The organism is Chryseobacterium sp. SNU WT5, from assembly GCF_007362475.1.
In the GTDB taxonomy this organism is placed as follows: domain Bacteria; phylum Bacteroidota; class Bacteroidia; order Flavobacteriales; family Weeksellaceae; genus Kaistella.
Genome location: NZ_CP041687.1, coordinates 362,053 through 376,056 on the forward strand (window position 1 = coordinate 362,053; position 14,004 = coordinate 376,056).

The 14,004-nt window shown below is 37.3% G+C and carries 17 protein-coding genes; 16 read left to right on the forward strand and 1 reads right to left on the reverse strand.

The features are described from left to right. A complete protein-coding gene (locus FNJ88_RS01710; protein WP_143851439.1) occupies positions 1 to 606 on the forward strand; it encodes an IMPACT family protein in 606 nt (201 codons plus the stop codon). 54 nt (positions 607 to 660) lie between these two features. Here the strand turns inward: FNJ88_RS01710 and FNJ88_RS01715 are convergent, their stop codons facing one another. Then, positions 661 to 1,368: a zinc metallopeptidase gene (locus FNJ88_RS01715; protein WP_143851440.1), complete on the reverse strand. Its 708-nt coding sequence runs from the start codon at positions 1,366 to 1,368 to the stop codon at positions 661 to 663. 109 nt (positions 1,369 to 1,477) lie between these two features. Between FNJ88_RS01715 and FNJ88_RS01720 the strand changes: the two genes are divergently transcribed. The 15 genes from FNJ88_RS01720 (at position 1,478) to nuoL (ending at position 14,004) form a co-directional block, all read left to right on the forward strand. Continuing rightward, the gene (locus FNJ88_RS01720; RefSeq protein WP_143851441.1) at positions 1,478 to 2,617 is read left to right on the forward strand and encodes a GTP cyclohydrolase; all 1,140 of its coding nucleotides are present in this window, start codon (positions 1,478 to 1,480) and stop codon (positions 2,615 to 2,617) included. Between the two features lie 6 nt (positions 2,618 to 2,623). Next, positions 2,624 to 2,812, forward strand: a complete 189-nt coding sequence (locus FNJ88_RS01725) for a hypothetical protein (protein WP_143851442.1) — start codon at positions 2,624 to 2,626, stop codon at positions 2,810 to 2,812. Positions 2,813 to 2,930: 118 nt separating this feature from the next. Beyond that, entirely contained in the window at positions 2,931 to 3,302 is a 372-nt protein-coding gene (locus tag FNJ88_RS01730) for an NADH-quinone oxidoreductase subunit A (protein ID WP_143853851.1), read from the forward strand. A gap of 40 nt (positions 3,303 to 3,342) precedes the next feature. Next, entirely contained in the window at positions 3,343 to 3,900 is a 558-nt protein-coding gene (locus FNJ88_RS01735; protein WP_143851443.1) for an NADH-quinone oxidoreductase subunit B, read from the forward strand. A gap of 5 nt (positions 3,901 to 3,905) precedes the next feature. Next, positions 3,906 to 4,400 carry an NADH-quinone oxidoreductase subunit C gene (locus FNJ88_RS01740; protein WP_143851444.1) on the forward strand — a complete coding sequence of 165 codons (495 nt, stop codon included), beginning with the start codon at positions 3,906 to 3,908 and terminating at the stop codon, positions 4,398 to 4,400. Between the two features lie 42 nt (positions 4,401 to 4,442). Next, positions 4,443 to 5,666, forward strand: coding sequence for an NADH-quinone oxidoreductase subunit D (locus tag FNJ88_RS01745; RefSeq protein ID WP_143851445.1), 1,224 nt, complete (start codon positions 4,443 to 4,445; stop codon positions 5,664 to 5,666). Between the two features lie 102 nt (positions 5,667 to 5,768). Next, positions 5,769 to 6,278, forward strand: coding sequence for a complex I 24 kDa subunit family protein (nuoE, locus tag FNJ88_RS01750; RefSeq protein ID WP_143851446.1), 510 nt, complete (start codon positions 5,769 to 5,771; stop codon positions 6,276 to 6,278). An 11-nt stretch (positions 6,279 to 6,289) separates the two neighbouring features. Then, positions 6,290 to 7,645, forward strand: a complete 1,356-nt coding sequence (nuoF, locus tag FNJ88_RS01755; protein ID WP_143851447.1) for an NADH-quinone oxidoreductase subunit NuoF — start codon at positions 6,290 to 6,292, stop codon at positions 7,643 to 7,645. An 87-nt stretch (positions 7,646 to 7,732) separates the two neighbouring features. Continuing rightward, positions 7,733 to 8,566: a hypothetical protein gene (locus tag FNJ88_RS01760; protein WP_143851448.1), complete on the forward strand. Its 834-nt coding sequence runs from the start codon at positions 7,733 to 7,735 to the stop codon at positions 8,564 to 8,566. Positions 8,567 to 8,606: 40 nt separating this feature from the next. Next, complete coding sequence (locus FNJ88_RS01765; protein ID WP_143851449.1) at positions 8,607 to 9,605, forward strand: 2Fe-2S iron-sulfur cluster-binding protein; 999 nt, start codon at positions 8,607 to 8,609, stop codon at positions 9,603 to 9,605. A 3-nt stretch (positions 9,606 to 9,608) separates the two neighbouring features. After that, positions 9,609 to 10,670, forward strand: a complete 1,062-nt coding sequence (gene nuoH, locus FNJ88_RS01770; RefSeq protein ID WP_143851450.1) for an NADH-quinone oxidoreductase subunit NuoH — start codon at positions 9,609 to 9,611, stop codon at positions 10,668 to 10,670. Positions 10,671 to 10,723: 53 nt separating this feature from the next. Further along, complete coding sequence (locus FNJ88_RS01775; RefSeq protein WP_143851451.1) at positions 10,724 to 11,272, forward strand: NuoI/complex I 23 kDa subunit family protein; 549 nt, start codon at positions 10,724 to 10,726, stop codon at positions 11,270 to 11,272. Position 11,273: 1 nt separating this feature from the next. Then, a complete protein-coding gene (locus FNJ88_RS01780) occupies positions 11,274 to 11,768 on the forward strand; it encodes an NADH-quinone oxidoreductase subunit J (protein WP_143851452.1) in 495 nt (164 codons plus the stop codon). A gap of 4 nt (positions 11,769 to 11,772) precedes the next feature. After that, positions 11,773 to 12,102 carry an NADH-quinone oxidoreductase subunit NuoK gene (gene nuoK, locus FNJ88_RS01785; RefSeq protein WP_143851453.1) on the forward strand — a complete coding sequence of 110 codons (330 nt, stop codon included), beginning with the start codon at positions 11,773 to 11,775 and terminating at the stop codon, positions 12,100 to 12,102. Positions 12,103 to 12,108: 6 nt separating this feature from the next. After that, a complete protein-coding gene (nuoL, locus tag FNJ88_RS01790) occupies positions 12,109 to 14,004 on the forward strand; it encodes an NADH-quinone oxidoreductase subunit L (RefSeq protein ID WP_143851454.1) in 1,896 nt (631 codons plus the stop codon).

Genomic DNA, 14,004 nt, shown 5'->3' on the forward strand with positions numbered 1-14,004 from the left:
GTGAATTATTCCTACAATACCCTATTGTCTACCGTGGAAAATATCCTGATTAAGGAAAAAGGCAGCAAATTCATTGGTTTTGCTTTTCCAGTGAATAACGAACTGGAAGTAAAGGAATCCTTAAATAAAGTAAGAGAATCACACCCAAAGGCCACCCATCACTGTTATGCTTTTCGACTTGGAATAACGGGTGAAAATTATCGCGCAAATGATGACGGAGAACCATCTGGAAGTGCAGGATTACCTATGTACAACCAACTACTAGCTCATAATGTAACCAACATTTTGGTTATTGCGGTAAGATATTATGGAGGTACGAAACTAGGCGTTTCAGGTTTGGTAAAAGCATATAAAGAAACTGCGAAGCTTACCCTGGAAAACGGTGTAATCACTACCCAAGAACTGGAATCTGAACTTGAAATAACATTTACCTTTAACCAACAAAATGTAATTTTCACTTTGTTGAATAAATTCGCTGCAAAAATCAGCAGTTTTGAAACGGCAGAAAACTGCACAATCACCGCTACACTTAAAACATGCGAAAAAGAAAACATCTCAGAACAACTGTCTGAGATGCAAATAATTTCATTTAAGTTTTTATCATAAAGTTTGCAAACTTAATCGCAATTTTCTTCTCTACTTTAATACATTTTCTTGTTCTTAATCTCTTCTACCCATTAACAAAGATGCCCAGTAAAGCAATTGTGCTAATGATCCTAAAGCAGCTACCACATAAGTTCTAGCAGCCCATGTCAAAGAATCTTTTACTCCAACATACTCTTCTGCAGTTACCGTACCCGTCGTTTTCAACCATTTCATCGCACGATTACTTGCGTCATATTCGACTGGTAATGTGATAAAAGCAAATAAAGTGGTGACTGCGAATAAAGCAACACCAATCGCCAGAACGGTCGTATTTCCATTAGGATTTTCAATAGTACGCGTTGCTCCCATCAAAATAATACCAGCTATTAATACAAATTGCATTAGTCTGGAACTGATGTTAACCATAGGCACTAACTTTGAACGAAGTTGTAACATCGAATACCCTACTGCATGCTGTACAGCATGGCCACACTCGTGAGCTGCTACTGCAGCGGCTGCAGCATTTCTTTGCATATAAACACCTTCTGATAAATTAACAGTCTTATCTGCAGGATTATAATGGTCGGTTAATTGACCAGGAACGGAAATTACTTTAACATCATTAATATTGTTATCTCGCAACATTTTCTCAGCAACCTCTTTACCAGACATTCCATTGCGTAAATGAACTTGTGAGTAGTGCGCAAACTTCGATTTTAAACGAGAAGATACCAACCAACTCACCAGCATTGAAATTCCAATAATTACATAATATCCGTACATTCTTTCTACTTTTTTATATTTTAATAATCGACTATTTACTAATAAAAAACGTGCCAAAGTTTTTAGTTATAAATGAATGAATTACCTTTGTTTTCTCAAATTATACCAAATGTCTGCCATTTCTATTATTGAAGTAAAAAACGAAAAGGATTTAATAAAATTCATCAAATTTCCGATGGAACTTTACAAAACTAATGAAAATTATGTTCCGCCCTTAATCAATGATGAAAAAAATATTTGGAACCCCAAAGAAAATGCCGCTTTAGACTTTTCGGAGTTCAAAACATATCTGGCTTTTCAAAATGAAAAAGTGGTTGGTAGAATTGCGGTAATGATTAATTACAAGGAAGTTAAAGAATTAGGAATTAATAAAGTACGATTCGGATGGCTCGATTTTATTGATGATATCTCTGTCTCAAAAGCACTTATTGATAAAGCTAAAGATTTTGCTCTCGAAAAAGAAATGACCATGATCGAAGGTCCGATGGGTTTTACCAACTTAGATAAGGCAGGCCTGCTCACAATGGGTTTTGATAAAATAGCCACCATGATAGGACTGTATAATTACTCTTACTATTCCGAGCATTTGGAAAAGTTAGGATTGGTAAAAGAAAAAGAATGGGTGGAATTTGAATTGGATTTCCCCGAAGTTTTATCAGAAAAGGTACAGAAATTTAGCAGTTTAATTGCAGAGAAATATAAGCTGCGGGTTTTAGAATTTAAAAATAAAAAGGAAATTCTTCCTTATGTGCGTCCTATGTTTAAGTTATTGGATGAAACCTATAAAACGCTATCAACTTACACCCCAATTTCAGAAGAGCAGATTCTTACCTACAAAGAGAAATATTTTAATTTTATAGATAAAGATTATATCGTTTGTATTGTCGATGAACATGATGAATTGATCTCTTTTGCGATTACAATGCCTTCTTATTCTAAAGCTTTACAGAAAGCAAATGGAAAATTATTTCCATTTGGATGGTACCATTTCTTACAGGCTGGAAAAAAGAATTTGCGGGCCAATTTTTATCTAATAGGTATTCATCCTGATTATCAAAGAAGAGGCGTTACTTCTATCATTTTTAAAGAAATCTGGAAAAATTTTAGTAAAAAAGGGGTAAAAATTCTAGAAACAAATCCAGAGTTAGAAGAAAACAAAAGCGTACAAGTTCTTTGGCAAGATTATAATCCGGTTAATCACAAGCGACGAAGAACCTACGCTTTGGATCTTACATCTCAAAAAAAATGAAGAATTATGAAAAAACAGTTGTACATCTACATGGGAATGATTCTAGCATTCTTCGCCTATAATCAGTTTTTTCGAGTAGAAGATGAGCAGACCAATGCGATCATTAACATTTTATTTGCGAGCTTTCTTTTTCTGTACATTGGGTATATTGCCTATTTAGTTTTAAAAAGATTGAAAGACACCAGTAAAAAATAGCTATTTTTAACAATTCTAAATTAAGAAATAGAATTTTTTGAATAATATTTGAGTGAAGGAAATTTCACTTTTACATCTTAATTCATTAAATTTGCAAGATCAAGAAAATTACGTTTACATGAATGTTCCCGAAAATTACATCCCGATAATCATTCAAATAGCAGTTGCTGCAGGTTTCGTTTTACTCTCTATTTTAGGGACTCATTTTTTAGGACCTCGTCAAAAGGCGACTTCTATCAAGAAAAATGAAAGTTTTGAATGTGGAGTTGAAGTGGAAGGTAATGCGAGAAATCCATTCTCCGTAAAATATTTTCTTACCGCGATTCTGTTTGTATTATTCGATATAGAAATTGTATTTTTCTATCCTTACGCGGTGAATATTCGCGAATTTGGAGTAGAAGGGTTTTTCGCAGTTCTAATGTTCATTGCAGTATTTTTCATTGCATTTGTTTACGTTTGGAAACGAGGAGCTTTGGACTGGGATAAATAGTTTTACAAACTGAACTTTTATTAATTTAAAGAAAAACAAAATGTCAGATAATAAACCGGTAATCAAAATGGATGCGCAAGCTCCAGATGGCTTTGAAGGTGAAGGTTTCTTCGCCACTCAGCTAAGCAGTGTTATTGGAATGGCTAGAAAATTTTCACTCTGGCCATTACCCTTCGCAACATCATGTTGTGGAATTGAGTTTATGGCGACCCTAAATCCAACTTTCGATGCTTCTCGATTTGGAATGGAGAAAAACTCTTTCTCACCAAGGCAGGCAGATATGTTAATGGTTTGTGGAACCATATCTAAAAAATTAGGTCCTATTCTGAAACAAGTTTACACGCAGATGGCAGAACCAAAATGGGTGATTGCTGTCGGAGCTTGTGCTTCCAGTGGTGGTATTTTCGATAGCTATTCTGTTTTACAGGGAATCGATAAAATAATTCCGGTCGATGTATACGTTCCAGGATGCCCTCCCAGACCAGAACAGATTATAGAAGGTGTGATGCAGGTACAGGCATTGTGCGAAAGCGAAAGCATCCGCAGAAGAGATATGCCAGAATATCAACAATTATTAGCTTCTTACGATATAAATTAATGGAGATGACGAACAATTTTGTATTAGAAGCGATTACGAGAGAATTCCCGGATTCTGTCCTTTCACATGCGACTCCTTATGATTTTTTAACTTTAGAAATTAAGAAAGCAGATCTTAAGAAAGTAATTCATCACTTGAGAGATTCGAGTCTTCAGATCAATTTTTTAACCGATATCTGTGGTATTCATTATCCTGATACTCCGGAAAAAGAATTAGGAGTTATTTACCATTTACATAATATGAGGACGAATTTTAGAATTCGTTTGAAAGTGTTTATGCCAAAAGACAATGCAGAAGTAGATTCCATGACAGATCTTTATGCTGGCGCTAACTGGATGGAACGTGAGACCTTTGATTTTTACGGAATTAAATTTAAAGGGCATCCAGATTTACGCGTTATTCTGAATATGGAAGATATTGGATATCATCCAATGCTTAAAGAATATCGCCTGGAAGATGGTACCAGAATGGATAAAGATGATAAAATGTTCGGAAGATAATTGGTTTAAAGATTTTTCTTTACACCTAAAGTCAAACAACTTATGAAAGACAACGCACTCTCAAATATACTGAACCAGTACGATTCCAAAGAACAGATTGATGGACAGTTATACACCTTAAATTTAGGTCCTACCCATCCTGCAACACATGGGATTTTTCAGAATGTACTGACGATGGATGGCGAAAGAATTTTGCACGCAGAACAAACTGTAGGCTATATTCACCGTGCCTTTGAAAAAATTTCTGAACGTAGAAATTTAACTCAGATTACGACCCTTACGGACCGTATGAACTACTGCTCAGCGCCAATCAATAATTTAGGCTGGCACATGACCGTAGAAAAATTAATTGGTTGCGAAGTACCTAAGCGTGTTGATTACATGCGCGTAATTATTATGGAACTGGCAAGAATTACAGACCACTTAATTTGTAACGGTGTTACTGCAATGGATGCCGGAGCGATTACAGGATTAACTTACCTGTTCCAGGAAAGAGAGAAGGTATATGAAATGTACGAAGAAGTATGTGGAGCAAGACTTACCACTAACATGGGAAGAATTGGAGGATTTGAAAGAGATTTCAGTCCTAAATTTCATGAATTTCTACAGACTTGGTTAAAAAAATTCCCGAAGATCTTTGGTGAATTTTGTGCCTTGAATGAAAGAAACAGAATTTTTATGGACAGAACCATAGGTGCTGGTCCAATTTCTGCCGAAAGAGCTTTAAGCTATGGGTTCACCGGACCTAATCTAAGAGCTACTGGTGTAGATTATGATGTACGTGTTGCAAATCCCTACTCTTCTTATCAGGATTTTGATTTTATTATTCCGGTAGGAACTTCAGGAGATACTTATGATCGATTTATGGTTCGTCAACAAGAGGTTTGGGAAAGTTTGAAAATTATAGAACAAGCTTATAAAAATTTACCCGAAGGACTTTTCCACGCAGATGTTCCCGATTTTTATCTTCCTGAGAAAGCAGATGTTTATACGAAAATGGAAGCATTGATCTATCACTTTAAGATTGTCATGGGAGAAACCGATGTTCCAAAAGGTGAAGTGTACCATAGTGTAGAAGGAGGAAATGGTGAATTAGGTTTTTATTTAGTGAGTGATGGTGGCAGAAGTCCATATAGACTGCATTTCCGTAGACCATGCTTTATCTATTACCAAGCATATCCCGAAATGATTCAGGGAGCAATGATTTCAGATGCAATCTTAACGCTTTGCAGCATGAATGTAATTGCAGGTGAACTTGATGCATAATTTAGAAGACGAACTGGATTATCCATTCATCCGGATAGGTATTAAAAATATTTAAAGTTTTAGAATTTAAAATCTAGAATTTAAAATTTAAAATAAAAAAACGTGAGCGAAACGATTGCTTTTAAACCTGAAACATTAGCTCAGGTCGATAAAATTACCGCGAGGTATCCACAGGAAAGAAAAAAATCAGCACTTATTCCGGTGTTGCATTTAGCGCAGAAAGAATTCGGAGGTTGGTTACAGGTTCCGGTAATGGATTATGTTGCTGAACTACTGGAGATTAAGCCAATTGAGGTTTATGAAGTGGCTACGTTTTACAGCATGTTCAATATGAAGCCAGTCGGAAAATATGTTTTAGAAGTCTGCCAAACCGGACCGTGCATGCTCAACGGCAGTGATGATATTATCCAGCATATCAAAGAAACGCTAAACATCAATGTGGGTGAGAATACCGATGACGGTATGTTTACTTTAAAAACGGTAGAATGCCTTGGAGCTTGTGGTTATGCACCAATGATGCAGTTGGGGAAATTTTATCATGAACATTTAACGAAAGAAAAAGTAGATGAAATCCTTCAGCTTTGCAGAGAGGGACAAATTGCTTTAGATTAATTATAAGAATAATGAGTAAAAAACTTTTACTTAAAGACGCCCATATAGAAGGAATCAGAACATTCGAAGTATATCGCAAACAAGGTGGTTACGTGTCTGTTGAAAAAGCCCTCAAAATGACGCCTGAAGAAATCGTGGAAGAAGTAAAAACTTCTGGATTGAGAGGTCGTGGTGGAGCGGGATTTCCGACCGGATTAAAATGGAGCTTCGTGGCGAAACCGGAAGGAGTACCCAGATATCTGGTCGTTAATGCTGATGAATCCGAACCAGGAACCTTCAAAGACCGCTATTTGATGGAATTTATTCCACATCTTTTGATTGAAGGAATGATTGTATCTTCTTTCGCTCTTGGTGCTAACACTGCATACATCTATATTCGCGGTGAGTATGCCTGGATACCTGATATTTTGGAAAAAGCCATCGATGAAGCGAAAGCTGCAGGCTTTTTAGGAAAAAATATTTTAGGAACCGGTTTCGATTTAGAAATTTACGTGCACCGCGGTGCTGGAGCTTATATTTGTGGTGAAGAAACCGCGCTACTGGAATCTCTGGAAGGAAAAAGAGGAAACCCTCGCTTAAAACCACCATTCCCTGCAGTGAAAGGACTTTGGGAATGTCCAACCGTTGTGAATAATGTAGAAACCATCGCAGCAGTTGTACCGGTTATTAACTTAACTGGCGCAGAATATGCGAAAATCGGTGTTGGCCGGTCTACAGGGACAAAATTAATTTCTGCTTGTGGGAACATCAACAAACCGGGAGTTTACGAGATCGACATGACCATCACCGTAGAAGAATTTATTTATTCAGATGAATATTGCGGTGGTATCCCGAACGGTAAAAAATTGAAAGCCTGTATTCCGGGTGGAAGTTCTGTACCGATCGTACCAGCTAATCTGTTGTTGAGAACCATTAATGGTGAACCAAGATACATGAACTATGAATCCCTTGCGGATGGTGGTTTTGCCACAGGAACGATGATGGGTTCAGGTGGATTTATTGTATTAGATGAGGATCAGTCCGTCGTAAAACATACCATGACTTTATCTCATTTTTACGCGCACGAGAGTTGCGGACAATGTACCCCTTGTCGTGAAGGAACACCATGGATGTTTAAGATTTTGAAAAAAATATACAGTGGACAGGGAACTATGGCAGATATCGATCTGCTTTGGGATGTTCAGAGAAAAATCGAAGGAAATACGATCTGTCCATTAGGTGATGCGGCTGCGTGGCCGGTTGCTGCTGCGATCCGTCATTTCCGTGACGAATTCGAATGGTATATCAACAATCCGGAAGCAACACGAAGTAATTATGGTTTAGCACATTATGCTGACCCTATTCCTGTGCCTGCAAAAACAGAATAGAAAAAAAGTCACGAAGTGACTGTTTAATATAAACAGGATGAAATCCTGCGGGAATTAATGAAAATAGGATAATATCCTGGGAGGTAGATGAAAAAGATAAGCATTTTATTAACATTTTTGATCGGAGTTGGTTTTGCGCTCGCGCAGGAAGGAAAATCGAAAACAGAACCTTTAACCAAAAAAGGTCAGATGTTGATTTTTTGGGGTTGGAACCGGGCGATGTTCAGTAATTCCGATATTCATTTTAAAGGAGAAGGATATGATTTTGTTCTGCATAAAGTAGTTGCTCACGACCGACCGTCTGATTTTTCGTACCACAATTACTTTCAGCCCGACCGAATTACAATCCCGCAGACCAACCAAAGATTTGCGTATTTTGTACAAGATAATATGGCATTCGTAGTCGGGGTTGATCATATGAAATATGTAATGGATCAGGATCAGACCGTGAAATTTTCTGGTAAAATCACTAATCCGGTGTATGGATCAATGATGCAGAACGGACAGATTGATTTATCTGATGCAGAATTTTTGACTTTTGAACATACAGATGGATTAAACTATATTAACTTTGGTTTAGAAAATTATAAGAATATTTATAATAAAGATAATTTTGATATTGTTTGGAGTTATGGTGCCGGTTTAGGACCCATGTTTCCGAAAAGCAATGTGAAATTATTTGGTAACGAAAGAAGTGACCGGTTTCATGTAGCTGGTTTTGGAGTAGACGGTAGAACGAGTTTGAATTTTGTTTTTTGGAAACATATCGTTGCCAGAATCGAAGCCAAAGGCGGATACATCAATATGTTCGATGTTAAAACGACCTTAAACAACAAACCTGACAAAGCATTGCAGGATTTTGTTTTCGGCCAGTTTAATTTTGGCGTTGGATATACCTTTAATACCAGAAAAAATAATTAAAAGCCAAATGCTTAAGGCGTGAAGCTTAAAGCGATATGATATGAGCGAAGAAATAAAAAAATTTAAGATAACGATCGACGGACAGACTACTGAAGTTCTACCGGGAACTTCTATTTTGGAAGCCGCAAGACAAATTGGTGGTAAATCTGTTCCGCCTGCAATGTGTTATTATAAACCGCTTGAAAATAGCGGTGGAAGATGTAGAACGTGTTTGGTAGAAGTTACCAAAGGTTCTGATGCAGATTCCCGACCGATGCCAAAATTAGTGGCAAGCTGCAGAACCAGCGTGATGGATGGTATGGAAGTAAAAAACCTGCAGTCCGAAAAAACACAGGAAGCCAGACATGCAGTGACTGAATTCCTGTTAATTAATCACCCACTGGACTGCCCTATCTGTGATCAGGCAGGAGAATGTCATTTACAGGATTTAAGTTATGAACATGGGGTTGAGAATACGAGAACAGAATTTGAAAGACGAACGTTTGAGCCCGAAGATATCGGTCCAAATATTAAATTAAATATGAACCGGTGCATCTTGTGTGCACGATGCGTTTTGGTTGCGAATCAGTTAACCGAAAATCGGGAACACGGTATTTTATTCCGGGGAGAACATGCGGAAATCTCTACCAACTTAAATAAGGCTTTAGAAAGTGACTTCATCGGAAACGTTATTGATGTTTGTCCGGTAGGGGCTTTAACAGACAGAACGGCGAGATTCGCCAGCAGAGTTTGGTTTACAAAACCTATGAACGGTACATGTGAATGTTCAAAATGTGCAGGGAAAGCAGTTGTTTGGATGAAAGGTGATGAAGTAATTCGTGTAACAGCAAGAAAAGACCAGTACGACGAAGTTCAGGATTGGATCTGCGACGATTGTAGATTCCACAAAAAAGATTTAAAACTTTGGAATATCGAAGGTCCGCGACATATCGACCGACACTCCGTGATTTCATTGAATCACTACGAAAAACCTAAAAACATGATTAGTCTTTTGGATAATCCAGATGCAAAAGAATTAAGCGATAAAGACGAGAAATAAGATATGGATTTAATTACTTTTAAAATAATATTGGTTGTCAGCCTTTTTGCTTTATCATTAGGTGTTGCAGCATATTCTACTTGGGGTGAAAGAAAAGTTGCCGCGCTTCTTCAGGACAGAATTGGTCCAAACAGAGCGGGTCCTTTTGGGATTTTGCAGCCTTTAGCCGATGGGGGTAAACTTTTTTTCAAAGAAGGTTTTGTTCCGCAGGGTGCAGATAAATTTCTGTTCTATATCGGTCCAGCATTGACCATGTTTATTTCCCTAATTACGGGCGCTGTTATTCCATGGGGAAAAACATTAAATATTGGAGGTAATTCTTTTGATATACAAGTAGCCAATATCGACGTTGGTGTTCTGTATCTGATAGGAATGGTTTCCATCGGAGTTTATGGAATGATGATCGGTGGTTGGGCTTCAAATAATAAATATTCTTTGATTGGTGCGATTAGAGCTTCATCACAGATGATCTCTTACGAATTGGCAATGGGTCTTTCTCTTCTTTCCATTATTTTAATGTCAGGAAGTTTGGATTTACACGTCATCACTTCCACTCAGGGAACCGGAAAAATCTGGGGATTCATTCCAGCAGATGGTATGAACTGGAATATCTTTTATCAACCTTTAGCATTTATCATATTCTTTGTCGCTGCCATGGCAGAAACAAACCGTCACCCTTTTGATTTACCCGAATGTGAATCTGAATTGGTAAATGGATATATGACAGAATATTCTTCGATGAACTTCGGACAGTATATGTTTGGTGAATATGTGAACATGTTCATCTCAAATGCCTTAATTGTTACCTTATTTTTCGGAGGCTTCAACTATCCGGGAATCAGTTGGGTTTCGGATAATTGGGGTGAGAATATCGCGGGGATCCTTAGTATTGTTGCGATGTTAGGAAAAACAGTCATTGGGATTTTAATCTTTATGTGGATTCGGTGGACGATTCCTAGATTCAGATATGACCAGTTAATGCATTTAGGCTGGAAAAAATTAATTCCATTAGCATTAGTGAATTTAATAATTACTGCAGCAGTAATCGTTTTCTTCGCAAATTAATAAAAAAAGAAGTTTTAATGCAACGCTGAAAAGTGGCGCTAAAACCCATCAATATGAAACTTACAAACAGATCAAAAGTAGTCTCGAACAAAGAGATGACTTTTATGGAAAAACTATACCTTCCTGAAATTTTCAAGGGAATGGCTATCACTTTAAAGCACGCAATCGCGGGACCAAAGGGTAAAGTGTATTCTTACCCAGAAGTGGAAAAACCGCGTGCGAAAGTTTGGCGAGGACTTCATGTTTTAAAATTAGATGAAGAAGGACGTGAGCGATGTACGTCGTGTGGATTGTGTGCAGTTGCTTGTCCTGCAGAAGCGATCACTATGACTTCAGGTGAAAGAACTAAAGAGCAAAAGCATCTTTACCGTGAAGAGAAATACGCAGAAGTTTATGAAATCAACATGCTTCGTTGTATTTTCTGCGGAATGTGCGAGGAAGCTTGCCCGAAATCAGCTATTTATATGACTGACCGTTTGGTGGATGTAGAAACCAACCGAGGAAGTTTCATTTACGGTAAAGATAAGTTGGTAGAAAAAATCAACGCAAGAATTGACATCACACAAAGGCAAACTGAATTACAAAAAAAAGCGGTAAAATAGTATGGAACAAATCATATTTTTCTTTGTAGCAGCTTTGGCATTGATCAGCGGATTCTATTTTGTTTTTGCAAAAAACGCGATGTATGCAATTCTGTCTCTAATTATAACCTTCTTCTCGATAGCTGCGCTCTATATTTTATTAAATGCTCAATTCTTGGGAATTGTTCAGATCATTGTATACGCGGGAGCGATTATGGTTTTATTCCTTTACATCTTAATGATGTTGAATTTGAATAAAGAAGACGAGAGCAAAAAGCATAATCTACCCAAATTCATCGGTGTTTTTTCAGCCGGTTTACTATTGGTAGGTATTCTGGGTGCATTTAAAGGTTTAAATCAAAAAACCTACGCAGTTGATATAGATAGTTCTGTTGGTTTAACAAAAAATCTTGGTAAATTATTATTTAACGAATATGTTTTACCTTTTGAGTTGGCTTCTATCCTGATCCTTGCAGGAATTGTAGGAGCGGTTTTAATTGGTAAAAAAGATTTATAGTATTATGGGAGAAGCAAATTCATTTATACAGGCAGTTCCACTGGAATATTTTATTATTCTGAGTTCTGTTTTGTTTTGCATGGGCGTTTTAGGTGTATTAATTCGCAAAAATGCTATTATTATTTTAGGATGTGTCGAGTTGATGCTGAATTCTGTAAACCTTCTACTGGCTGCCTTTTCTTCTTATAAAGGTGACGGGAACGGACAGATCCTGGTGTTTTTCATCATGGTCGTTGCGGCGGCAGAAGTTGCGGTAGGATTAGCAATTATCGCCATGCTGTACCGAAATACAAAATCGGTAGATATCAGTATTTTTAATAAATTAAGAGGATAATAAAGGATGGAAAATTTAGTTTACGCAATTATACTTTTACCTCTTGCGGGATTTCTGATCAACGGATTATTGGGAAAAAGACTTCCAAAGATGGTGGTCGGAACTTTGGCAACAGTCGTAGTTTTTGCCTCATTTATTATCGCTGTAAGTTTATTCTTAAAGTTTGATACAGAATCGCAACCAGTTGTTGTAAGAGCTTTTGAATGGTTTAGAGTTAATGGGATTCAAATTAATTTCGGTTTTCAGATCGATCAGCTTTCGCTGATGATGGTTATGATTATCACAGGAATTGGTTCTCTAATTCACCTTTACTCCATTGGATACATGAGTGAAGACAAAGGGTTTTACAGATTTTTCTCTTACCTGAATTTATTTATTTTCATGATGCTGTTATTAGTAATGGGAAGTAACTACCTTATTCTTTTCATTGGATGGGAAGGGGTTGGATTATGTTCTTATTTGCTTATTGGCTTCTGGTATAAAAATAAAGAATACGGTGCCGCTGCAAGAAAAGCGTTTATCATGAACCGTATTGGTGACTTGGGAATGATCATCGGGATCGTAATGATTGCTTCTCAGACCAATGCTATCGATTATCTTTCTGTTGCTCAAAATTCAGGAAAATTTGAATTAGATTCAACAATCATTATATTCATAACCTCCAGTTTATTTATTGGAGCTGTAGGGAAATCTGCACAGATTCCATTATTTACCTGGCTTCCGGATGCGATGGCAGGACCAACTCCTGTTTCTGCTTTAATTCACGCCGCAACAATGGTAACGGCCGGAGTTTACTTGGTTGTTCGTTCAAACTTCTTATTCTCATTGGCACCAACAACTTTAGAAGGAATATTATTCATAGGACTTTTAACTGCTTTAGTTGCGGCCTTTATTGGTCTACGCCAAAATGATATCAAAAAAGTACTCGCCTACTCTACTGTTTCTCAATTAGGATTTATGTTTGTAGCACTTGGTGTTGGAGCCTACACTACGGCAATGTTCCACTTGATGACGCACGCTTTCTTCAAAGCTTTATTATTCTTAGGCTCAGGTTCAGTAATCCACGCAATGAGCGGAGAACAGGATATGAGACTGATGGGAGGTTTAAAGAAGAAAATTCCGATTACCCATATTACTTTCTTGATTGGAACCTTGGCGATTTCAGGATTTCCATTCCTTTCCGGAATGATTTCCAAAGATGAGATCCTAGCAAATGTTTATGGGAAAAACCCGTTGATCTGGGTGGTATTGTTTGCAATTTCAGCCATGACTGCATTTTATATGTTTAGAGCGTACTATTTAACTTTCCATGGGGAATTCCGCGGAACGAAAGAACAGGAAAATCATCTTCACGAAAGTCCTTTAAATATGACTTTACCATTGATCGTTTTAGCAGTACTTTCTGTTATCGGAGGATTTATTAATCTCCCACATTTTATCGGTCACGGTAATTACGCACAATTAGCAGACTGGTTGAAAACCATTTACGTTTACGATGTTGAGTTGGCTGAAGTTCCTTTTGTCACCGAAATGATTTTACTCGGCTTAACGGTTTTAATGTTTTTTGTAGTTTGGTTCCTCGTTAAAAGGATCTACGTTGATAAGAAAAAAATGGCATTGCCAGAAGAACAATATACAGGTTGGGAAAAACTTTCTAACAGAAAATTATACATCGATGAATTGAACAATGCAACATTTGTAAAATTTATTGAAGGTCTTGGCGTAGGTGGAAACATGTTCGACAAGGGCGTTCTTAAGAGATTTACGGATTTCATCGGTACCGGAGCTGAAGATTCCGGAAGAGCAGCCAAACGCCTACAAAACGGAAATGTAGAGAATTATGTTCTCATCATGTCCCTGGCCATTGGAATTATTTTATTTGTTAACTTTATATTACAATAG

Bases quoted from the DNA above. Each gene is read 5' to 3' on its own strand.
- FNJ88_RS01715 (WP_143851440.1), bottom strand. From the start codon at position 1,368: ATGTACGGATATTATGTAATTATTGGAATTTCAATGCTGGTGAGTTGG.
- FNJ88_RS01720 (WP_143851441.1), top strand. From the start codon at position 1,478: ATGTCTGCCATTTCTATTATTGAAGTAAAAAACGAAAAGGATTTAATA.
- FNJ88_RS01725 (WP_143851442.1), top strand. From the start codon at position 2,624: ATGAAAAAACAGTTGTACATCTACATGGGAATGATTCTAGCATTCTTC.
- FNJ88_RS01730 (WP_143853851.1), top strand. From the start codon at position 2,931: ATGAATGTTCCCGAAAATTACATCCCGATAATCATTCAAATAGCAGTT.
- FNJ88_RS01735 (WP_143851443.1), top strand. From the start codon at position 3,343: ATGTCAGATAATAAACCGGTAATCAAAATGGATGCGCAAGCTCCAGAT.
- FNJ88_RS01740 (WP_143851444.1), top strand. From the start codon at position 3,906: ATGACGAACAATTTTGTATTAGAAGCGATTACGAGAGAATTCCCGGAT.
- FNJ88_RS01745 (WP_143851445.1), top strand. From the start codon at position 4,443: ATGAAAGACAACGCACTCTCAAATATACTGAACCAGTACGATTCCAAA.
- nuoF (WP_143851447.1), top strand. From the start codon at position 6,290: ATGAGTAAAAAACTTTTACTTAAAGACGCCCATATAGAAGGAATCAGA.
- FNJ88_RS01760 (WP_143851448.1), top strand. From the start codon at position 7,733: ATGAAAAAGATAAGCATTTTATTAACATTTTTGATCGGAGTTGGTTTT.
- FNJ88_RS01765 (WP_143851449.1), top strand. From the start codon at position 8,607: ATGAGCGAAGAAATAAAAAAATTTAAGATAACGATCGACGGACAGACT.
- nuoH (WP_143851450.1), top strand. From the start codon at position 9,609: ATGGATTTAATTACTTTTAAAATAATATTGGTTGTCAGCCTTTTTGCT.
- FNJ88_RS01775 (WP_143851451.1), top strand. From the start codon at position 10,724: ATGAAACTTACAAACAGATCAAAAGTAGTCTCGAACAAAGAGATGACT.
- FNJ88_RS01780 (WP_143851452.1), top strand. From the start codon at position 11,274: ATGGAACAAATCATATTTTTCTTTGTAGCAGCTTTGGCATTGATCAGC.
- nuoK (WP_143851453.1), top strand. From the start codon at position 11,773: ATGGGAGAAGCAAATTCATTTATACAGGCAGTTCCACTGGAATATTTT.
- nuoL (WP_143851454.1), top strand. From the start codon at position 12,109: ATGGAAAATTTAGTTTACGCAATTATACTTTTACCTCTTGCGGGATTT.